This window comes from Brevibacterium sp. SMBL_HHYL_HB1 (assembly GCF_018208375.1).
GTDB classification, from domain to species: Bacteria; Actinomycetota; Actinomycetes; order Actinomycetales; family Brevibacteriaceae; genus Brevibacterium; species Brevibacterium intestinavium.
Window position 1 is genome coordinate 2,825,822 of sequence record NZ_CP062936.1, and the last position, 20,326, is coordinate 2,846,147.

Below are 20,326 nucleotides of genomic sequence, written 5' to 3' on the forward strand. Positions count from 1 at the left end.
GAGGAGGAAACATGGAACCGGGAATTGCGCGTGAGCTGTTCAGTCAAATGGTGCTGATCCGCACCTACGAGGAAACGATCCTGCGCGAATACCACGCTGACAAGAAGCCCATCTTCGATATCGGTGCAGGACTCATCCCAGGTGAAATGCACCTGGCCGCTGGGCAGGAACCGGTAGCCGCTGGGGTGTGTGCCCACACGATTGACGCGGATGCGGTCACAGCCACTCACCGACCACATCACTTCGCCCTGTCGCACGGTGTCGATATCAACGCCATGACAGCGGAGATCTTCGGCCGTGTCGACGGCTTGGGGCGAGGGCGCGGCGGCCACATGCATCTGTTCGATCCGCAGGCGAACTTCTCCTGTTCCGGAATCGTCGGTGAGGGACTCCCCCTCGCTGTCGGTCAAGCCTTGGCCTTCAGTCGTCGGAAGACGGGCAATGTCGCAATCGCCGTTGCCGGTGAAGGCGCCGCCAACCAGGGGGCATTTCACGAGTCTCTGAACCTGGCCGCATTGTGGAAGCTTCCCGTCGTCTTCGTCATCGAGGACAACGAATGGGGAATATCAGTGCCGCGGTCTGCCTCCACCTCGGTGCCGTCCAACGCGGTTCGTGCCGCTGCATATGGAATGCCCGGAACACAGGTCGAGGACAATTCAGTCGAAGCCGTCTATGAGGAAGCCGGCAAGGCAGTCGAACGAGCCCGCGACGGCGGCGGGCCCAGCTTGATCGAGGTGCAGACCCTGCGGCTGTGGGGGCACTTCGAAGGTGATGCGCAAGGGTACCGCCCCGATCTCGAAGGCGTGCCCGGCCGTGATCCCCTCCCGACCTTCGAGAATTCCCTGCTCGCCGACGGAGTCCTCGACGATGCGCAGATCCAGTCGATCAAGGATGAGGCGACTCGACGCGTCGAAGACGCTGTCACCTACGCGAAGTCGAGCCCGGAACCAGACCCCGCAAGAGTCGGCGACTACGTCTTCGCCTGAGCAAAGGAGCACTCTGATGACTGCAACAACACCAACAACCCGTCGACTCAGCACGGCAAAGGCCACCGTCGAGGCGATCGCCAGAGAGATGGAAGCCGATGACGACGTCTTCGTCATGGGCGAAGACGTCGGTCCCTATGGGGGAATCTTCTCATCCACGACGGGCCTGTTGGACCGCTTCGGTCCACAGCGCGTCATCGACACACCGATCTCTGAGACCGGCTTCATCGGGGCCGCGATCGGGGCAGCCACCGAGGGCATGCGTCCGATCGTCGAGCTGATGTTCGTCGACTTCTTCGGCGTGTGCATGGACCAGATCTACAATCACATGGCCAAAATCCACTACGAGTCCGGCGGGAATGTCAAAGTCCCCATCGTTTTGAGCACAGCGGTCGGGGGCGGCTACTCCGATGGCGCACAGCACTCTCAGTGTCTGTGGGGGACCTTCGCCCACCTGCCCGGCATGAAGGTGGTTGTTCCCAGCAATCCCGCGGACGCCGCTGGCTTGATGACGGCAGCGATACGCGATGACAACCCGGTGGTCTTCATGTTCCACAAGGGAATCCAAGGCCTTCCTTGGATGGCGAAGAATCGGCGTGCGATCGGCCCCGTCCCCGAAGGCGACCACGTTGTGGAGATCGGACGTGCGGCAGTTCCGCGCGAGGGCACCGACGTCACAGTGATCACTCTCTCGCTGTCTGTGCACCACGCCTTGGACGCAGCCGAAGAATTGGCCGAAGAGGGCATCGACGCAGAGGTCATCGATCTGCGCAGCCTTGTGCCTTTGGACACTGAGGCGATTGTCCGATCGGTGTCCAAGACCGGTCGGCTGGTCATCGTCGACGAGGACTATCAGTCTTTCGGGCTCACAGGAGAGATCACAGCTCGGATCGTCGAACATGATCCCTCCATGCTGCGCTCGCCAGTGTCACGGGTTGCGAATCCGGACGTTCCGATTCCGTACGCACGTCCGCTCGAATATGCCGCCCTGCCGAACGTGGGCAGAATCAAAGACGCAATCCGCAGGCAGGTGCAGAAATGACCGAGGTGCGATTTCCGCAGCTGTCGGAGACGACGGACGCAGAGGGAACTGTTGCAACATGGTTCGCCGAGGACGGGGACCACGTCGACGAGGGGCAGCTCATCGCTGAGGTCGCTGTGGACAAGGTCGACGCGGAGGTGACTGCACCAGCGGCGGGCACGGTCGAGCACCGAGCCGACGAGGGCGACGTGATCAAGCAGGGCTCGGTGATCGCTGTCATCACATGAGTCGTTGAATTCGTTCGGCCCATAGCCCGCACGCGATCGACGTGCAAGAATGAGGGCCCGATCCTGACGACGAGCGAAGGAGAGATCATGAGCGAGTTCGAATCGGACATGACCGACCGGCCGGACGAGGATCCCATCCTCGACGCCCCCGAGGTCGACGAGCCGACGGCCGCTGAACTGGACGACCCGGAGCTCAATGCCGCCGAGGTCGAAGCCGAACAGGTCGAGACCGACATCGACGATGACGAACCGGGCGAACCGGACGTCGAGCCCGGGGCCCACGGCCCCGAGGGCACAGGTGTCGAGGGCGCCGACGATGTGCTCCTCGAAGAGGCCGACCAGGATGACGAGAACGATGAGCCCGATCTCTCGGACGAGTTCAACACCGACCAGTCACCGGCGGCGGAACAGGGGAATCGAGTCGGCGACGAGATGGTCTCCGAAGGCGATGACGACTTCGAGGTCTCCGAGCTCGACGGGGACGACCTCAACGTCGATGCCCTGGCCGATGACGGGACCGAAGAGGTCTCGGTCATCGACGGCATGCCGGAGGTCATCGACGACTCCTATGAGGAGGACTGACCACCGCTCGGATCACCGACCGCCCGGTAGGACAGCACACCCGCTGTCTCTGCCGGGCGGTCGTCGTCGAAGACGGAAAGCGACTGCACCGCCGCCGACAGCGCCGAGCGGTGAAGCAGCGAACCGGTGCTGATCCGCGCGACTCCGGCCGCGGCGAGTTCGGACTGGAAGAGTGTGGGACCGGCGAGGACGTTGACCGGTAGCGGACTGGCTTCGACGATCGCAGCGATTCTCGCCTGATCGTGGACCCCGGGAACGAAGATCCCGTCGGCACCGGCCCGAGCATAGGCATCGAGGTTCGCCCCGCCGCCGTGATCCCGGCCGGGGCGGTGGCCCGACGCCTTCCGCCCATGGCCTAAGGTGGTCTGCGGGAGAGTCCGTGACGAGGCGAGGGGGAGTTCGTGGCCGACACGACAGAGAGCACCGAGGCGGCCGATCGGCTCGAATCCGCGCTCACCGGCAGAATCGACCCGCACACCCTCGATGAGATCGCCTCCCTGGCCCGGCAGGTGCCGCGGGCCGAGATCGGTCGGCTCGTCCACACCTCGACTCCGCTGCAGTCCGCGATGCTCTTCCGGGTCCTGACGAAGGCCGAAGCCCTCGACGTCTTCGAGGACCTGCCGCCGGCCTACCAGGCCGAACTCATCGGCAACCTCCGCGAACCCGAGGTCGCCGACATCGTCGAGGGACTCGACCCCGATGACCGTGCCGAGCTCTTCGGCGAACTGCCCGCGAGCGTGGCCAGTCGACTGATGAAGGGGCTGACGGCCCAGGAGCGGGCGATGACCGCCGCGGTCCTCGGCTACCCGAAGTCCGCGATCGGCCGGTACATGTCGCCCGAGGTCCTCGCCCTGCACGAGGACTGGACCGCCGCCAGGGCGATGGAGGTCGTGCGCGCCCGCATCGACGGCCCCGAGACCGTCTATCTCCTACCCGTGGTCGGCCCCGGCCGGGTGCTGCGCGGAGTGGTGTCCCTGCGCAACCTCATCGCCGTCGATCCCGACACCATCGTCGAGGACATGGTCCGCGACTCGATCAGCACCCATGCGCTGACCGACCGTGAGCAGGCGGCACGCGAGTTCCTGTCCCACCGGCTCATCGCGATGCCGGTCACCGACCAGGAGGAGCGCCTCGTCGGAATTCTGACCATGGACGACGTCCTCGACATCATGGACGAGGAGGATGCCGAGGACATCGCGCGCGGTTCCGGTACGGAACCGCTGGACCGGTCGTATCTGTCCTCGACGATCCTGCGTCTGGTCCGCAGCCGGATCGTGTGGCTGCTCGTCCTCGCCGTGTCCGCGATCCTGACCGTCCAGGTCCTCGAAGTCTATGAGGACCGCCTCGACCAGGTCGTCGTCCTCGCCCTGTTCATCCCCCTGCTGACCGGCACCGGCGGCAACACCGGCAACCAGGCCGCGACCACGGTGACCCGGGCCCTGGCCATGGGCGAGGTGCGCATCCGCGACCTCGGACGGGTGATCTGGCGGGAGCTGCGCGTCGGGGCCGTCCTCGGCTCCGTGCTCGGCAGCCTCGGCTTCGTCATCGCCGGCCTCGTCTACAGTTGGCCGATCGGCCTGGTCATCGGGTTGACCCTGTTGTCGGTGTGCATGATGGCCGCCACCGTGGGCGGGCTGATGCCCATCATCGCGAAGAGGGTCGGCGCGGATCCGGCCGTGTTCTCGAACCCGTTCATCTCCACGTTCTGCGATGCCACGGGCCTCATCATCTACTTCACGATCGCGACCACGGTGCTCGGGCTGCGCTGAGACCCGACGGCGGTCGACGCCGTGGCCGTCGGTTCAGGCCGACCACGCCTCCCACAGAGCGGCGTACCGGCCGCCGGCGGCGAGGAGTTCGTCGTGGGCGCCCTCTTCGATCACCTGCCCGTGCTCCATGACGAGGATCCGGTCGGCCTTCTCGGCCTGGCTGAGCCGGTGGGCGACGATGAGGGCGCCGCGGCCGGTCAGAGCCGACTCCGCGGAGGCCTCGAGGACATGGGCCCCGGCCGATCCCGCCTCGGCGGTCGCCTCATCGAGGATCGCGAAGTCCGGGTCGGCGAGGACGAGCCTGGCCAAGGCGATCGTCTGCTCCTGCACCGCCGACAACCGGGTCCCGCCCTCCCCGATCCAGGCGTCCAGACCCTTCGGCAGCGAGTGCGCCCATCCGGCTCCGACCGTGTCCAGTGCGGCGAGGACCGCAGCATCGTCGGCGCTCGGTTTCGGCAGGGCCACGTTCTCGCGCAGGGTTCCGGAGAAGGTGTGGACCTCCTGGGCGACCATGGCGATGTGGGCGCGCAGTTCGGATTCGTCCACCGAGGTCAGCTCCACCGTCCCCGCCGAGGCGGCCGGCCAGCCGGCGAGCGCGGCGTGGCCGGATCCCGGTGCGGACAGTCCCGCCGCGATCCGGGCCAGGGTCGTCTTGCCGGCCCCCGTGGTGCCGACGACGGCGATGTGCTCACCGGGGTCGATGCGCAGGCTGACGCCTCTGAGCACATGGTTGTCCGAGTCCGGGTCGGCCTCGTAGCTGAACCACAGGTCCTCGAGCACCAGACACGGGCGGTCCGGGGCCGGAGCGGTCGACCGCTGCGGGGCCGCCTTCGCCTCGTCGATGACTCCGACCATGCGCGTCAGCGATGCGCCGGCCGATTGGATCTGGTCGAAGAGCCCGACGAGGGCGCCGATGGGGTTGAACAGGCGGTGGAAGACCAGGGCCGCGGTGGTCACGGCTCCGGCGGTGGACTCGCCGAACCACACGAGGGCGAAGCCGGCGACCAGCAGCAGGGAGAGCACGACGGCCTCGGCGCGGTTGTTGCGGCCGAAGGCGCGGGTGACGAATCGAAACACGTCGATCGACAGATCCCGGGCCTGGCCGGAGGCGGCGTCGATGCGGTGCAGCTCCCCGGCCTCCGCGCGGTAGGCGCGCAGGGTCGCGGCCCCGGTCAGACCGCCCAGCAGCCGACCCGCGCGCCGTCCGAAGGCCGCGCGCTCTTCCCTGTAGATAGGTTCTGACCTCGGCAGATACCAGCGCAGGGTGAGCCAGTACATCGGCAGGGCGACGAGGCCGACGATGCCCAGCCGCCAATCGATGGCGGCCAGTCCCGCGGCGGAGACGATGACGACGAGCAGTGATTCGACGACGAGGGGAAGCACCTGGGCGGCGGCCTCGCTGATCTTGCGGGAATCATCGGCGACCCGGGAGACGAGATCTCCGGTGCCGGTGACCTCGATGCGCTGGGACTCCAAGCTCAGCGCGGAATCGACGACTTCCGTGCGCAGCCCGGCGACGACGGGCATGGCGATATGGGCCAGCGCCCAACCCCCGATCCACGTGCCCAAGGCCATGACGATGCCGGCGACCGCCACGGCCACGGCGCAGAACCAGACCTCTTCGGGTCCGGCGCCTGCCGGCAGCCGATCGACGAGGTGGCCGATCGCCCACGGTCCGACGAGTCCGGCACCGGCGTTGGCCAGACCGGCGACCGTCAGGAGGGCGATCCAGCCGATCCGGCGTCGCAGCAGCGGGCCGAGATGGGCGAACGACCGGCGGCGTGAGGCGATCGGCAGGGTGCTGTGATTCGGTTCCGTCATCGGGTCACCGCCCGACGGTAGGCCTCGGCGGCGTCGCTGTCGGCGGCCAGCAGCCCGGAGTGGGTGCCGCTGAGGATCGGGCCCGTCGCCGGTGCGTAGATCACGGTGTCGGCGGCGGCGAGGAAGGCCGGGGAGCTGGTGAGGATGATCGTGGCTCTGCTCTGCCCGCTGCGGCGCAGCTCGGTGAGGCCTTCGGCGATCCGGGCCTCGGTGACGGCGTCGACGGCCGTGGTCGGTTCGACGAGGACGAGGATCTCGGGGTCGGCGTTCAGCGCCCGGGCCAGGGCGACGCGCTGACGTTGGCCGCCGGAGAGGTTGCCGCCGAGTTCCTGGATCCGATGGTCGAGTCCGCCTTCGACGAGGCCGAGGAGTTCGTCGGCTCCCGCGGCCGCGAGGACCTCGTCGGTGACCGTGATGGCGGTGCGCGACTGCTCGTCGGGCTCGGACTGCTCGCCGGTGCCGACGACCATGGTGATGTTCGAGCCGATGGTGCCTTCGAACAGATCGACGTCATGCGGTGCGACGAGCATCGTCGCCGGTCCGAGCCCGCGGGCGCGGGCCGACAGCGCCGAGTGCAGCCGGGCGCTGTGCTCGGCGGTCTCGGTGACGATGCAGGTCAGTTCCCCGCAGGCCGTGGTGAACTCATCGCCGTTGCCGGGCCAGCCGGTGACGGTGACGACGGAGTCCGAGACGGAGACGTCCGGGTCCGAGGCGGTCGAGTCCTTCTCGATGCCGGCGTCGATATCGCCCAGCAGTCTCGCGATCCGTTCGGCGGCGCCGTGGGATTGGGCGAAGAGGCCGACGATCTCGGCCAGGGCACGCATGGGTTCGGTCAGGAATGCGGTCATGCCGAGGATGCCGATCAGGGCTCCGACGCTCATCTGCCCGTCGATGAGGCGCAGGCCCGCGACGATGAGGACGATCGCGAGGACCGCGGACATCACCAGGGCGCCGAGGCCGGCCAGGCGCCCGGTGCGTTCACCGGTGGCGATGCCGGCGACGGCCGCGGCGTCCGAGGTCTGCCGGTAGCGGTCGACCGCCCAGGTCTCGCCGCCCATCGCCTTGATCACCCGCAGCCCGTGCATGAGGTCGGAGGCCGAGCGTCCCGCGGCGGCGACGGCCTCGAGCTGGGCGGCGGCCTTCGCGGACACCGAACGGCCCGGCAGCGCAACGATGATCAGGCCGATGGGAACGGCGATGAGGACGACGAGGCCGGTCACGGGGTCGGCGACGAGCAGGAAGACCGCGGCGGTGATCATGCCCAGCACCGAGGCGATGCCGCGTCCGGCCTGCTGGAAGGACATGGAGGCGGTGTCGGCGTCGGCGGAGGCGATCGAGAGCACCTCTCCCGAGGCCCGGTCGGCGGGCAGGTTCGCCGAGGTCAGCGCCGCATGGGTGATTTCGACGCGCAGCGCATGCGCTTCGTGTTCACGGGCGGCATTGCACGAGCGGGCCCCGAAGCGATATCCGAGGCTGAGGACGGTGAACAGCGCCCCGATGCCGATGATCGACACGATGAGCATCGGCCACGACAGCGGAATGATCGCGCGGTCGACGACGATTCCGATCGCCACGGGAACGAGCGCTTCGCAGACCTGCCACAGCGAGAGCATGAAGGCTCCGGGCAGCAGCAGTGACAGGCGCCGACGGGCGGCTCTGATCAGGAGTGACGAACCGGAGGAGGGAAAACTCGGCACAAAGGCCACCCTAACACCACTGCCGCGGACACGGTTCTCAGGCGTGGTGGGCCAGGCTCTGTGCGGTCATCGGCCGTACAGTGTCCCCATGACGATTCTTCGCAGTGTCCGCCTCGTCGGCGACGGTGGCCCGGCTCAACCCGTCGACGTCGAATTCGCTGACACGATCACTGCGATCCGCCCGGCTGCGGAGCCCGCGCCGCGGGCGGCGAAGACATTGCTTCCCGGTCTCATCGACACCCATGTCCACCTCGGCGGGCGCTCACGGCTGGTCGACGCTCTGCGGTCGGGTCTGACGACGGTCGTCGACCTCGGCACGCACCCGGACTCACTCATCGATCAGCTGCGCGCCGACGATGGGCTGCCGGCGATCGTCAGTGCCGGATCGGCCGCCTCGGCGCCGGGGAGCACGCAGATCGAGATGATGGGATTCCCCGCCGAGTCCGGGGTCACCGGTCCCGACGACGCCGAGAGGTTCCTCGACTGGCGAGTCGGAGGCGGTGCCGACCTCATCAAGATCATCATCGAGGATCCGGAGGCGACGCAGGTCCCCGCCCTCGACGTTGCGACGCTGACGGCGCTGGTCGACGGCGCCCACCAGCGGGGACTGCTGACCATCGCGCATGCGGTCACGGCCGCGTCCTTCGACCGCGGACTCGATGCCGGGGTCGACCTGCTCACCCATACCCCGTCCGACCGCCCGCTTCCGAAGCTCGCGCTGAACCGGCTGCGGGAGTCCGGCACCGTCGTGTCCCCCACGCTCGTGATGATGCGGGCGATCATCGACGGTCGCCTCGGCGATCGTGCCGATGCCGCCTTCGGTCTCGCTCTCGACAATGTTCGCGCGATGGATGAGGCGGGCATCGCCGTCATCGCCGGAACGGATGCCAACGAAACGGCGTTCGCCCCGGTCCCTCACGGGCCCTCTCTGCACACCGAGCTCGACTGGCTGGTGCAGGCGGGGATGAGCCGGGCCGAGGCGCTCCGGGCGGCGACCTCAGCGGCGGCGGATGCCCTCGGGCTGCGCGATCGCGGGCGTGTGGTCGAGGGCGCCCGTGCGGATCTGCTCCTCATCGACGGTGATCCGCTCACCGATCTCGACGCACTCCGCTCCCCCGCCGAGGTGTGGGTGGCGGGAGATCGGCTCGTGCCCTGACATCGATCAGCGGAACGCCTGCTGACCGGTGATGTGGCGGCCGAGGATGAGGGTGTGGACCTCATCGGTGCCTTCGTAGGTGCGGACGGATTCGAGATTGTTCGCATGTCGCAGCGGTGAGTAGTCGAGGGTGATGCCGTTGCCGCCGAGCATGGTCCGGGCATCGCGGCAGATCGCGATGGCTTCGCGGCAGTTGTTGAGCTTGCCCACCGAGATCTGCACGGGGTCGAGGCGGCCGGCGTCCTTGAGCCGTCCGGTCTGCAGGGCCAGCAGGGTGCCCTTCTGGATCTCGAGGGCCATGTTCACCAGCTTCTCCTGGGTGATCTGGTACGCCGTCAGCGGTTTGTCGAACTGCAGACGGTTCTGCGCATAGTCCAGGGCGACTTCGAAGGAGTCCCGAGCCGCACCCATGGCGCCCCACATGATTCCGTAGCGGGCTTCGTTGAGGCAGGAGAACGGGCCCTTGAGTCCCGTGACCTCGGGCAGGACCGCCTCGGCGGGCAGGGCCACGTCATCCAGGGTGATATCGCACTGGATGGACGCGCGCATCGACAGCTTCGCCTCGATGGCAGTGGCCGTGAAGCCGGGGGTGTCGGTGGGGACGAGGAAGCCGCGGATGCCGTCCTCGGTGGCGGCCCAGATGACGGCGACATCGGCGATCGAGGCCAGTCCGATCCACCGCTTGGCGCCGTTGAGGACCCAACTGCCGTCGGAGCCTCGGACGGCGGTGGTGGCCATCGCCCCGGGATCGGACCCGGCGGTCGGTTCGGTCAGCCCGAAGCAGCCGATGAGCTCGCCGGCCGCCATGCCGGGCAGGTACCGGTTCTTCTGCTCCTCGGACCCGAATCTGCGGATCGCCGACATCGCCAGCGATCCCTGCACGGACACGAAGGTGCGCAGTCCCGAGTCGCCGGCTTCGAGCTCGAGGGCGGCGATCCCGTATTCGACGGCCGAGCGTCCGGGGCAGCCGTAGCCTTCCAGGTGCATGCCGAGCAGACCGAGGTCGCCCATGTCCCTGACGATCTCGGTCGGGAAGACCGCGTTCTCATACCAGTCGGCGATATTGGGGCGGATCTTCGCGTCCACGAAGGCGCGGACGCGCTCGCGGATCTCGAGTTCGGTCTCCGAGAGGAGTCCTGCGAGGTCGAGCAGATCGGATGGGTCGGTGGAGGGGGTGGTGGTGTCGGTGTCGGGCATATCGGCTCCTCGGGCGCGGTCGGGGTCGTCTTCAACCCTGCCACCGGAATTCAGCGGAGTCCAAGAGGTAATATCGCACTGATTGATTGCATATGCTTATCAATCAGCAACACCGAGGAGAAGCATGGAGTTCAGACAGGTCACCGCCTTCCTCGCCGTCGCCGAGGAGCTGCATTTCGGTCGGGCGGCGGAGAGGCTGCGCATCGCCCAGCCCGCCCTCAGTCAGATGATCCGCGCCCTCGAGGCCGACCTCGACGTCGATCTGTTCGAACGGACGACCCGTCGGGTCAGACTGACGCCTGCCGGGGAAGCGCTGCTCGAACCCGCGGCGGCGATCGGCACTCAGGTCGACGGCGCCAGGCGCATCGCCCGTGCTGCTCAGCAGGGGCTGGCCGGCCGGGTGCGCATCGGCTTCGGCGGCACGAGCGGCTATTCGATCCTCTCCCGTCTGGCCCGGGAGGTCGGCGAGCGGCACCCGGGGATCAGCCTCGACCTGCGCCCGCAGATGTACTGCGGACAGGCGGCCAACGCTGTGCGTGATGGACAGATCGATCTCGCCGTCATCAGTCCCCCGGCGCCGGCCGGTGTCGAGGTCCACATCATCCGTCAGGATAGCGTGATGATCGCCATGCCCGCCGGACACGAGCTCGCCGGTCGTGAGTCGGTCAGCATGGCCGAGCTGGCCGGCCAGCCGTTCATCTCCTATGCCCCGTCCCACGGTTCGCAGGTGAGGGAGGTGATGATGCGCCTGGCCGACGAGGCCGGTTTCCTCCCCCACGTCGTCCAGGAGGCGCCGGACCCATACAGTCTCCTGGCGCTGGTGGGAGCGCAGGTCGGTCTGGCCGTCGTCGTCGCGTCCTCGGATCACATCCGCATCGACGGAGTTCGCTATGTTCCCCTCGCCGAAGGTGGGGACGCCTTCACACTCGCGCTCGGGTGGCGGCGGAACAACCCGTCGGAGGCGCTGGCACGGGTGGTCGGCATCGTCGGTGAGGTCCTTCCGCAGGCGCAGTGAGCGGTTGGAGATCCAGCCTCGGCGATCGCTTCTACCAGCTGATCACATGGGGGACGCTGACCTGTTTCAGGCCTTCGAGGCCGAATTCGAGACCGAAGCCGGACTTCTTCACGCCGCCGAAGGGAATCCGCGGATCCACGGCACCGTGTTTGTTGATCCATGTCGAACCGGCCTGCAGGCGGGCGGCGACCTCGCGGCAGGCATCGAGGTCGGTGCCCCATACCGAGGAGCCGAGCCCGACCTCGAGGCCGTTGGCCCATTCGATGGCCTGCTCGAGGTCCGTGTACTTGATGATCGGCAGGACGGGGCCGAACTGCTCCTCAGCGACGAGCGGGTTGTCATTGTCGATGTCGGCGACGAGCGTCGTGGGGTAGAAGTACCCAGGCTGCTCGGCGACCGGATCGCCGCCGATGAGCACGCGCGCTCCCCCGTCCTTCGCGGCCTGGACGAGGCCGGCGACGATGTCGTACTGCCGCTTGTTCTGCAGCGGGCCGAGCACGTTCTCCTCCTCGAGGCCCACGCCCATCGGGGACGCTCCGGCCACCTCGACGAGAGCCCGGCAGACCTCGTCATAGAGCGACTCGGGCACGTAGAGGCGCTTCATCGCCGCGCAGGTCTGGCCGGTGTTGATGAACGCACCCCAGAACAGGTCGTCGGCGATGGCGGCGGGATCGGCGTCGGCGAGCACGATGCCGGCATCGTTGCCGCCGAGCTCGAGGGTGATCCTGGCCAGACTGTCCGCGGCGGTGCGCATGATCGCCTGCCCGGTCTTCGTCGACCCGGTGAACATGATCTTGTCGACATCCGCGTGGCTCGTCAGTGCGGCGCCGACTGCCCCGTCTCCGGGCACGACGGCAAGCACATCGGCCGGCAGCGCCTGGTTGACCACGGCCACGAGTGCCTGCACGGACAGCGGCGTGTACTCCGAGGGTTTGAGGACGACGGTGTTGCCCATCTTCAGCGCGGGCGCGAACTGCCACACGGAGATCATCATCGGCCAGTTCCAGGGTCCGACCGCGCCGACGACGCCGACCGGCCGGTAGTGGAGTTCGGCATGGGTCTCGCCGTCCTCGACGACGACCTCGGGGTCGAGTTCGAAGGCCGCGTTCGCCCGCAGCCAGGCGGCGCAGGCCCCGACCTCGAAGCGCGCGTTCGGCCCGTTGAGCGGCTTGCCCTGCTCGCGGGAGAGCAGCTCGGCCAGCGCTTCGGCGGAGCCTTCGATCGCATCAGCGGCGGCATTGAGACGGTCGCTGCGCTCCTGCGCGGTCTGCCCGGCCCATGCCGGTTGGGCCCTCCGGGCGGCGGCGACTGCCGCGTCGATGTCTGCCGGGCTGCCTTGACGCGTGCGGCCGACGATCTCACCGGTGGCTGGATCGCGGATCTCGCGCCCGTTGGGGTCTTCGATCGCAGCCAGGATTGCGGCAGTGGTCGTGAGGTCGGTGGTCATGATGCTCCTTGCGTAGGGATGGTGCCGGTCGGAACTGTGCCGGTCCGTCTTGTGGTCCGTTCAACAGTCAATGTGTTAACGGCCAGTGTGGACGGGTCCCATGGTCCGCGTCTTGGCTCTGCAGGCGGAGTTCTTGACGATTCGCGCATCATCGCCGACCGGGGCCTACACCGTTCGGTTGGCCAGAACGCTGCGGCGGAATCCGGCGGGCGGCTGGCCGACGACGCTGCGGAAGAGGCGGGAGAAATGAGCCGGATCGCTCAGCCCCCAGCGTGCGCCGATGGCCGCCACCGGCGTCTGCCTCTGCCGGGGGTCGGCGAGATCGGTCCGGCACCGGTCGATGCGGCGACGCCGGATCTCACCGGCCACGGTCTCCCCGCTGCCTTCGAAGACCTGGTGCAGGGTCCGCACCGATATGAAGTGAGCGGCGGCGATGGTCGAGGGCGACAGCTGCGGGTCGGACAGATGTGCGTCGATGAAGTCCGTGATCTCGTCCCACATCCGCTGCCGCTCATCAACGCCGCCGGCGGCCGTGAGCTCGTCGGCCATCACCGTGGTCAGCAGGTCGACGACGTTGCCGGCCAACCGGACTCCGGTCGTCCGGTTGAGAGTCGGCAGCATGGCTCCGGCCTGAGAGATGACCTGGGCGACGACCGCACCGAGCTGGTGGTCGGCACCGATCGGTGTGGCGGTGAGCTGGCCGACGGCGGCGACGGGTAGGTTCACCCGCGACTGCGGGAACATCATGACGTAGGACGAGAAGTCCGAGTCGAAGCTGAGCGTGTACGGCCGCGAGGTGTCGTAGATGGCCAGCGTCCCTGGGGCCAGGGCCATCTCACGACTGTCCTGGATGAGCAGACCGTGTCCATCGAGCTGAAGCGAGACCTTGAAGCAGTTCGCCGTGCCGCCGTGTCCGTCCGACCGGGTCCGGGAGATCAGCCCGGGGGTGCGCAGAACGGCGTGCGGATCGGCGTTGATCTGTGACATCACGACCGAATCGTAGTCGCGTGCACTGATCCGTCCGGTGAATCCGCCTCGGCGCTGGGGTTCGGTGTCGAGCGGGACGAATGAGTCCGATACCAGGCTCTGCCATCCGTCGAAATCGTGCGCGGTGCCTTCAAGCAACATCGTCATCCTCAGGACCTCTCTCGGCTTCGACCGCCTCGTCGATGCCCGTTGTCCAGTCACTCTATCCCCTGGCGGCGGGGGCAGTCACGGTCAGGGACAGAATCACCGCTCAGTCGCTGCTGTGCTCCCAGCTTCAAGCCACACATGCCCCGTTACCTTTTAAGTAGCCCCACCATCCGTCAGGATAGAAAGGGGTCGCTGGCCTAAGCCTTGATCCACCGATCGGTATGGGAGCCGTGGTGTGAATCCGGTTCCCGCAAAATGTCGACAAATGGGCAGGGAACATCGTCCCGGTCTCTCACCAGTCTGATTCCACTTTTCAGTTCCCGTAGGCCTCCTCCCCGGGCCCCGGTCTTCACGCCCGCTCGGGCTGATCGGTCATGTCAACGCACGTTGGGGAGGGCTCAACGCGGCCTGCCACAAACGAGCGAATTCCTCGGCCCATGGCCAGTCTCTGGGCAGATTCAGGATCAATCTCCTCGCTCGGTGGGCAATCCGGGCCGGGACGAGGATGATACGCGTCCTCAGTGTTTGTGCACGCGCCTTGCTCATTCGGCCACCCATGAGCCCAGCAGCTGCCCGCAGTAGGTTATGAGTCATCGCCGCGATCGTCACCCACGCTGCGTTGGCATCGAAGGCCCCTGAGGGCATATGCGCCAGTGCACCGTTTTTCAATTCCGCATTGATCTGCTCGATGATTGCGTGCTTCCGGTGGATCTGGTCCGCCAGAACAGTGTCGAAGCGCTCCTGATCGAGGGTGGTGAAGAAGGCGTGGTATCGGTACAAGTCGAATAACGGGTCCTGCCCGGCAGACCGCTTCTTCTCGTTGAGCTCGGGGACTCGTCGCACGATCAACCGGCCTGGCACCTGCAGAGCCTTCTTCTTCGACGTGAACGCGGTAAAGGCGACTTCAGCGACTTCAGCCTTGCTGATCCACGTTTTGGTCTCTTCGTCGAAGATCGCTTCCGGGTACTGGATGCCGGTCCACGCATCATCGTCGATGGTGGAGATCGCTGTTTTGACCTTCTTGTCCATACGCACCGTCACCGACACCTCGGCCCCAGCACCGCGGGCGGCTTTGGTCATTGTCGACGAGTAGTAGGCGGAATCAGCACGCACCAGCACCGGGGCCTGACCGGAATTGATGCGTCGAGTGGTGGCCAGGGCGTCAGAGACGAACTTGTCGGCACCCCGAGCTGATGAGGTAGAGCCCTTCCGGAGACGCTGACCGACGATGACCTGACTGGAGGTGCTTGTCGATGCAGTCGCCAAGAGCGCGTTGAGTCCCCGACTGCCTTGATACCCGAATCCGGCTCCTTGTTTCCTTGCGGAATGGACGTCGATGACGGTGTCGTCGACGTCAACGAAGACCATTGACGACTGCGGTGTTGTCGGACTGGTGGCCAGCAGGCGTATGTGCTGGTCGAAGCCGGTCAGAAGACGGGCGCTGATGGCATCGAGCTGTCTGACGTGGCCGAAGGAGAACGAGCGCAGAAACGATCCCAAAGTCGATGGGGCGTAGACACGGTCGAAGAGTCTGTTCATGCCGCCGTGGCGCAGGATGTTCATATCATCGATCGAATCGGCGCCGGCGGCCATGCCCGCGATCAGGGTGGACAGTTTCGCGCCCGGGTTCGCGCCCTTATCGGCTCCGGTCGTCGTCACGGTCAAACGCTGCTCGGCGAGGTCGAGCAGGCCTGCCTGGTGGGCCAGACGCATGATCGGGACCAGGCCGGTAGGACTGACGAGGTTCGTGTCGTTGAAGGAGTAGGACGCTGCCGTGGGTGTGTGATTGAATAGCACCTGAGAGGTGCCCCTTTCTTGAACGGGAATGTTGACGTTAGACATCATCATTTTCCCAGTTCAGGAGGGGCATTTCCATTTCACACGCGGCTTTGAACAGCTACCCGCATCGGTGGATCAAGGCTAAGGGCCCCGGCATGATTGATGCCCCCAGTCACCAATGATCTGGGGGGGGTGTAGTCACCGGGGTTCGAAGGCGCCAGGGAAATCGCTGATAGGGGCCAGAACCACTGGCAGAACCCATGCCTTGAGCCCGACCGTAACGTGGATGCCGAACCTTGGAGCCACAGCATCACCGGCCAGCCGAACCACAACCAAAATGTCCGGTCACATGAGTCGAAGAAGATGAGTGACATGATCACCAACCACGCTGACATCGACGTATTCATCGGCATCGATGTCGGCAAACACAACCACCACGCCGTCGCTGTTGATCGCGACGGAAAACAACTGTTATCGAAGGCACTGCCGCAGAACGAAACGAAACTGAAAGCCCTACTCACCTGGCTGGCCAAACACGGTCAGCTGCTGGTTGTTGTCGATCAGCCTGCCACGATCGGGGCCCTGCCCGTCGCGGTCGCCCAAGCAGAGGGCATCGCGGTTGCTTACCTGCCGGGGTTGGCGATGCGTCGCATTGCTGACTTACACCCTGGCGAGGCGAAAACCGATGCCCGCGATGCCGGCATCATCGCTGAAGCCGCCCGAACCATGCCGCAGACGCTGCGGGGCATTCGGGTCGCGGATGAGAACGTCGCGGAGTTGTCGATGCTGTGCGGCTACGACGATGACCTCGCCAAACAAGCCACGGCCACGTCGAATCGGATCCGCGGTCTGCTGACTCAGATCCACCCCGGACTCGAGACCGTGATCGGTCCGCACTTGGATCATCCGGCCATGCTGGCCCTGCTGGCGAAATACCCGACACCGAAAGCGCTCAAGCATGCCGGGAAACACCGAGTCGAGACTCTGCTGCGCAAGCAGGCACCCCGGGCGTGGAAGAGGTGGGCGACAGCGATCTTCACCGCACTCGATGGGCAGACGGTGGAGGTGTCGGGCACCGACGCGGCCGGACTCGTCCTACCCCAGTTGGCGACGTCGTTGGCGCAGACACGCCAGTCACGGGACGACGTACTCGCCCGGATCGAGGAGCTGGTGGAATCACATCCGCTTTTCGGGCTCCTGACGTCGATGCCGGCAGTCGGCGTCAGGACCACCGCGCGGATCCTGACCGAGGTCGTGGGTAAGGACTTCGAATCCGCCGGACACCTCGCCTCCTATGCCGGCCTGGCACCGGTGACGTGGCGGTCAGGAACCTCGATCCGAGGAGACCATTCCTCGCGTCGGGGGAACAAGATCCTCAAAAGAGCGTTGTTCTTGTCCGCGTTCGCTGCGTTGAAGGACCCGTTGTCGAAGGCCTATTACGACAAGAAACGTGCCGAGCATAAGAAACACAATCAAGCACTGATCGCCTTAGCGCGCAGGCGCTGCAACGTGCTGTACGCGATGCTGCGCGATGGCGCTTACTTCCACACACCCGAGGCGGCCACAGCTGCCTGAACCGTACTGAAGCGAAGTGCCAGGTCAGTCTGGGAGGCAGTTCCCGGACCGATCACCCCTGACATCCGAGCCCAACCGAATATTCTTGAGGAATCTGACCTTTACCCCTTGACGAAAAACATAGGGGCACCCCCCGGGGGGGGTCGAGGATCGCTTCGGCCAGCACAGCACATTGACGATCCGTGCGCGGGCGGCGGGCTCGGCTTGGCAACGCGTGCGGAGTTGCCGGAGATCTCTTCCGCTGCGGTGGCCCGCCTCTCTAGCCTGACGTCATGACCACCAATGACGCCGGCATCGTCGCCGCAAGCATCAGCGCCCATCCGGAGAACTTCCCGACCGAGCTCCCGGACGAACGATTCGACCACATCGTCATCGGAGCGGGCTCCGCCGGGTGCGTGCTCACCCGCCGCCTGCTCGATGCAGGCAAGAAGGTCTGCCTCGTCGAAGCCGGCGAGGACGAGACGAACCCGAACATCGATCACCTGAACAACCTCGGACTCATCTGGCATTCGCCTCAGGACTGGAACCACTACACCGTTCCGCAGCCCGGCACCATGGACCGCAGGCTCCACCTTCCCCGCGGGAAGGTGCTCGGCGGTTCGAATGCCCTCAACGCCGTCATCTGAGTCCGCGGCGACGCCTGGGCCTATGAGCAGTGGGTCGATTCCGGCTGCCCCGGCTGGTCCTGGGACGACGTCTCACCGGTGTTTCAAGCGATCGAGAACTTTGACGGGGAGATCACCGACACCCGCGGCACGACCGGTCCGATGGATGTGCGCACCGACTTCGCTCGCAACCGGCTGCAGGAGGACATGCTCGCCGCGTCCGTGGAGACCGGGGTCCCCTTCAACCCCGACTACAATTCGGGCAGCGTCGAGGGAGTCGGCAGGATCCAGCTCAATGTCCGCGACGGGAAACGGCTGAACACCTGGCGGGCCTACCTCAAGCCCCGCCTCGGCGACGAGAATCTCACGATCATCACCTCCGCCCACGCCCGTCGACTCCTCATCGAGGGCACGACGGTCACCGGACTCGAGGTCGACTTCCACGGTCGCGTCGGCACTCTGTCGGCCGATGAGGTCATCCTCGCCGCCGGTGCGCTGGCGTCGCCGGAGTGGGCAAGAACCTCCAGGACCATTGGCTCTCACCGGTGGTCTTCTCCACCGGTGAGCATCAGGTGCCGATGGGTGAGGTGGCCCCGGCCGAGGTGCACCTGTTCGCGAAGTCGCGTCCCGAACTGCCGGTGCCCGACACCCAGCCCCTGTTCTTCTCCGTGCCGATGTACGCTCAGGACGCCGCCCCGGCGGCGCAGGACGGTCCCGGTCCCGGAGGCGCCTTCACTCTGCAGGGTGGGCTGGTCCGTCCCGCCAGCCGGGGCGAGGTCAGACTCAGCGGTCCGAATCCGCAGGATCCGCTCATCGTCGACCCGCAGGTGCTCACCGCACAGGCCGATGTCGATGCCCTCGTCGCCTCCGTGCGGCAGTGTCGTGAGATCGGCCGGGCGGACGCGCTGTCGGCCTGGCAGCCCACGGAGATCCATCCCGGTCCCGAGGTGTCCGATGACGCGCTCGAGGACTACGTCCGCGGCTCGGTCGTGACCTATCATCACCAGGTCGGAACCTGCCGGATGGGCACCGATGCGGACGCGGTCGTCGACCCGAGCACATTCGCCGTCCACGGTCTGTCCGGGCTGCGCCTGGCCGATGCTTCGATCATGCCGCAGGTGACGACCGGCAATACGAATGCGCCGACGATCATGATCGCCGAACGGGCCGCGGCCGCACTCGTCGGGTCCCCGGCCGAGGGCATCACCGCTCCCGGCCTCTGACGGCGCCCGCCCCCGAAGACGAACTCGTCGCCTGAGACTGCCCGTGCGGCAGTCTCAGGCGACGAGTATCCGGGACTCGAAACCGGTCGTCAGGAGGGTTCCTCCTCGGCGAACGGGGCCGAGGCCAGGTCGAGGCGTTCGATCTCATCAGCGCTGAGTTCGAGACCGGGTGCGGCCATGATGGCCTCAAGCTGATCCGGCGTGCGCGCCGAGGCGATCGGCGCTGTCACGCCCTTGGCCAGCAGCCAGGACAGCGCCACGGTCGATGGTGCCGCGTCGTGGGATTCGGCGATCGCCACGAGGTCATCGACGGCCTTGAGTCCCTCGGCGTTGAAGTATCCCTGCACCATCACCGCGCGATCGGCACCTTCCAGGTCGGCTTCGGTGCGGTACTTGCCGGTGAGGAATCCGGCGGCGAGGCTGAAGTAGGAGAACACGGCCAGATCGTGTTTCTCGGCCACTGGGCGCAGGTCCGTTTCGAACTCTCGCCGATACACCAGGCTGTACTGCGGCTGGATGGCCACAGGCTTGACCAAGCCTTCGTCCTCGCATGCGGCGAACCAGTCGGCCAGACGCGCCGGCGAGTAGTTCGACACGGCGATGTGCCTGGCCTTTCCGGAACGCACGATCTCATCGAAGACCCGGGCCACCTCGGCGATGGGGGTCACCTCATCGTCACGGTGGGCATAGTAGAGGTCGACGTGATCGGTCTGCAGGCGTTCCAGGGAGCCGTCGATGGCGGTGCGGATGTAGGCGGGATCCTGAGTCTGGTGATCGGGATGATCGCCGACCTTCGTGGCGATGACGATGTCGTCGCGGTTGCCGCGGGCGGCCAGCCAGGTGCCGATGATGGTCTCGGATTCGCGGCCGGTCTTCCCCGGCAGCCACGCCGGGTAGGATTCGGCGGTGTCGAGGAAGTTGCCGCCTGCGGCGACGAAGGAGTCGAGGACGGCGTGCGAACCGGCCTCATCGGCGGTCCACCCGAAGGTGTTGGTGCCGAGGTTGATCGGGAAGATGGACAGTTCGGTGCCGGGGATCTCAACCTGCGTCATCGTTCTCCTCAAGACGTTC

Annotated in this window: 18 protein-coding genes and 1 pseudogene; 11 read left to right on the plus strand and 8 right to left on the minus strand. The window is 66.5% G+C overall.

The window, feature by feature from the left end; all coding sequences use genetic code 11:
- Positions 1-146 precede the first annotated feature (146 nt).
- The 4 genes from IG171_RS13130 (at position 147) to IG171_RS13145 (ending at position 2,837) form a co-directional block, all read left to right on the plus strand.
- Complete coding sequence (locus IG171_RS13130; RefSeq protein ID WP_249204348.1) at positions 147-986, plus strand: thiamine pyrophosphate-dependent dehydrogenase E1 component subunit alpha; 840 nt, start codon at positions 147-149, stop codon at positions 984-986.
- A 16-nt stretch (positions 987-1,002) separates the two neighbouring features.
- A complete protein-coding gene (locus IG171_RS13135) occupies positions 1,003-2,028 on the plus strand; it encodes an alpha-ketoacid dehydrogenase subunit beta (protein ID WP_212127861.1) in 1,026 nt (341 codons plus the stop codon).
- Positions 2,025-2,255: a lipoyl domain-containing protein gene (locus IG171_RS13140; RefSeq protein WP_212127862.1), complete on the plus strand. Its 231-nt coding sequence runs from the start codon at positions 2,025-2,027 to the stop codon at positions 2,253-2,255. The genes IG171_RS13135 and IG171_RS13140 overlap by 4 nt, the downstream gene beginning before the upstream one ends.
- Positions 2,256-2,342: 87 nt before the next feature.
- Entirely contained in the window at positions 2,343-2,837 is a 495-nt protein-coding gene (locus IG171_RS13145) for a hypothetical protein (protein ID WP_212127863.1), read from the plus strand.
- Here the strand turns inward: IG171_RS13145 and IG171_RS13150 are convergent.
- Positions 2,822-3,313 carry an isocitrate lyase/phosphoenolpyruvate mutase family protein gene (locus IG171_RS13150; RefSeq protein ID WP_212127864.1) on the minus strand — a complete coding sequence of 164 codons (492 nt, stop codon included), beginning with the start codon at positions 3,311-3,313 and terminating at the stop codon, positions 2,822-2,824. The two genes, IG171_RS13145 and IG171_RS13150, sit on opposite strands and share 16 nt — an antisense overlap.
- Between IG171_RS13150 and mgtE the strand changes: the two genes are divergently transcribed.
- Positions 3,239-4,606 carry a magnesium transporter gene (gene mgtE / locus IG171_RS13155; RefSeq protein ID WP_212127865.1) on the plus strand — a complete coding sequence of 456 codons (1,368 nt, stop codon included), beginning with the start codon at positions 3,239-3,241 and terminating at the stop codon, positions 4,604-4,606. The genes IG171_RS13150 and mgtE overlap by 75 nt on opposite strands.
- Before the next feature lie 33 nt (positions 4,607-4,639).
- On the opposite strand, the gene IG171_RS13160 is transcribed toward mgtE, so the two are convergent.
- A complete protein-coding gene (locus tag IG171_RS13160; protein WP_212127866.1) occupies positions 4,640-6,427 on the minus strand; it encodes an ABC transporter ATP-binding protein in 1,788 nt (595 codons plus the stop codon).
- Positions 6,424-8,124 (minus strand): ABC transporter ATP-binding protein, encoded by a 1,701-nt coding sequence (locus tag IG171_RS13165; RefSeq protein ID WP_249203686.1) that lies wholly within the window; start codon positions 8,122-8,124, stop codon positions 6,424-6,426. Before IG171_RS13165 ends, IG171_RS13160 begins: the two co-directional genes overlap by 4 nt.
- A gap of 88 nt (positions 8,125-8,212) precedes the next feature.
- Here IG171_RS13165 and IG171_RS13170 point away from each other — a divergent pair, with 88 nt between their 5' ends.
- Positions 8,213-9,280 (plus strand): amidohydrolase family protein, encoded by a 1,068-nt coding sequence (locus IG171_RS13170; protein ID WP_212127867.1) that lies wholly within the window; start codon positions 8,213-8,215, stop codon positions 9,278-9,280.
- Between the two features lie 6 nt (positions 9,281-9,286).
- Here the strand turns inward: IG171_RS13170 and IG171_RS13175 are convergent, their stop codons facing one another.
- Positions 9,287-10,477, minus strand: coding sequence for an acyl-CoA dehydrogenase family protein (locus tag IG171_RS13175; protein ID WP_212127868.1), 1,191 nt, complete (start codon positions 10,475-10,477; stop codon positions 9,287-9,289).
- Between the two features lie 124 nt (positions 10,478-10,601).
- Between IG171_RS13175 and IG171_RS13180 the strand changes: the two genes are divergently transcribed.
- Positions 10,602-11,492 carry a LysR family transcriptional regulator gene (locus IG171_RS13180; protein WP_212127869.1) on the plus strand — a complete coding sequence of 297 codons (891 nt, stop codon included), beginning with the start codon at positions 10,602-10,604 and terminating at the stop codon, positions 11,490-11,492.
- A gap of 31 nt (positions 11,493-11,523) precedes the next feature.
- Here the strand turns inward: IG171_RS13180 and IG171_RS13185 are convergent, their stop codons facing one another.
- The 3 genes from IG171_RS13185 to IG171_RS13195 all read right to left on the minus strand — a co-directional run bounded on the left by IG171_RS13185 (position 11,524) and on the right by IG171_RS13195 (position 15,870).
- Positions 11,524-12,939, minus strand: a complete 1,416-nt coding sequence (locus IG171_RS13185) for an aldehyde dehydrogenase family protein (RefSeq protein ID WP_212127870.1) — start codon at positions 12,937-12,939, stop codon at positions 11,524-11,526.
- Positions 12,940-13,104: 165 nt separating this feature from the next.
- On the minus strand, positions 13,105-14,073 hold the full coding sequence (locus tag IG171_RS13190; protein WP_249203687.1) for a helix-turn-helix domain-containing protein: 969 nt from the start codon (positions 14,071-14,073) through the stop codon (positions 13,105-13,107).
- Positions 14,074-14,445: 372 nt separating this feature from the next.
- Positions 14,446-15,870 (minus strand): IS1380 family transposase, encoded by a 1,425-nt coding sequence (locus IG171_RS13195; protein ID WP_135542801.1) that lies wholly within the window; start codon positions 15,868-15,870, stop codon positions 14,446-14,448.
- A 354-nt stretch (positions 15,871-16,224) separates the two neighbouring features.
- Between IG171_RS13195 and IG171_RS13200 the strand changes: the two genes are divergently transcribed.
- From IG171_RS13200 to IG171_RS19350, 4 genes and pseudogenes are all read left to right on the plus strand, one after another.
- Positions 16,225-17,427 carry an IS110 family transposase gene (locus IG171_RS13200; RefSeq protein WP_212127871.1) on the plus strand — a complete coding sequence of 401 codons (1,203 nt, stop codon included), beginning with the start codon at positions 16,225-16,227 and terminating at the stop codon, positions 17,425-17,427.
- A gap of 272 nt (positions 17,428-17,699) precedes the next feature.
- Complete coding sequence (locus IG171_RS19340; RefSeq protein WP_349252117.1) at positions 17,700-18,053, plus strand: lycopene cyclase family protein; 354 nt, start codon at positions 17,700-17,702, stop codon at positions 18,051-18,053.
- A 60-nt stretch (positions 18,054-18,113) separates the two neighbouring features.
- Positions 18,114-18,497, plus strand: a pseudogene (locus tag IG171_RS19345) (GMC family oxidoreductase N-terminal domain-containing protein); the annotation flags it as partial.
- Positions 18,498-18,541: 44 nt separating this feature from the next.
- Complete coding sequence (locus IG171_RS19350; RefSeq protein ID WP_349252118.1) at positions 18,542-19,255, plus strand: GMC oxidoreductase; 714 nt, start codon at positions 18,542-18,544, stop codon at positions 19,253-19,255.
- Between the two features lie 89 nt (positions 19,256-19,344).
- Here the strand turns inward: IG171_RS19350 and IG171_RS13210 are convergent, their stop codons facing one another.
- Entirely contained in the window at positions 19,345-20,307 is a 963-nt protein-coding gene (locus tag IG171_RS13210; RefSeq protein ID WP_212127872.1) for an aldo/keto reductase, read from the minus strand.
- Positions 20,308-20,326 lie beyond the last annotated feature (19 nt).

Bases quoted from the DNA above. Each gene is read 5' to 3' on its own strand.
- IG171_RS13140 (WP_212127862.1), top strand. From the start codon at position 2,025: ATGACCGAGGTGCGATTTCCGCAGCTGTCGGAGACGACGGACGCAGAG.
- IG171_RS19340 (WP_349252117.1), top strand. From the start codon at position 17,700: ATGACCACCAATGACGCCGGCATCGTCGCCGCAAGCATCAGCGCCCAT.
- IG171_RS13210 (WP_212127872.1), bottom strand. From the start codon at position 20,307: ATGACGCAGGTTGAGATCCCCGGCACCGAACTGTCCATCTTCCCGATC.
- IG171_RS13145 (WP_212127863.1), top strand. From the start codon at position 2,343: ATGAGCGAGTTCGAATCGGACATGACCGACCGGCCGGACGAGGATCCC.
- IG171_RS13175 (WP_212127868.1), bottom strand. From the start codon at position 10,477: ATGCCCGACACCGACACCACCACCCCCTCCACCGACCCATCCGATCTG.
- IG171_RS13200 (WP_212127871.1), top strand. From the start codon at position 16,225: ATGATCACCAACCACGCTGACATCGACGTATTCATCGGCATCGATGTC.
- IG171_RS13190 (WP_249203687.1), bottom strand. From the start codon at position 14,073: ATGACGATGTTGCTTGAAGGCACCGCGCACGATTTCGACGGATGGCAG.
- IG171_RS13160 (WP_212127866.1), bottom strand. From the start codon at position 6,427: ATGACGGAACCGAATCACAGCACCCTGCCGATCGCCTCACGCCGCCGG.
- IG171_RS13130 (WP_249204348.1), top strand. From the start codon at position 147: ATGCACCTGGCCGCTGGGCAGGAACCGGTAGCCGCTGGGGTGTGTGCC.
- IG171_RS13185 (WP_212127870.1), bottom strand. From the start codon at position 12,939: ATGACCACCGACCTCACGACCACTGCCGCAATCCTGGCTGCGATCGAA.
- IG171_RS13135 (WP_212127861.1), top strand. From the start codon at position 1,003: ATGACTGCAACAACACCAACAACCCGTCGACTCAGCACGGCAAAGGCC.
- IG171_RS13170 (WP_212127867.1), top strand. From the start codon at position 8,213: ATGACGATTCTTCGCAGTGTCCGCCTCGTCGGCGACGGTGGCCCGGCT.
- IG171_RS13180 (WP_212127869.1), top strand. From the start codon at position 10,602: ATGGAGTTCAGACAGGTCACCGCCTTCCTCGCCGTCGCCGAGGAGCTG.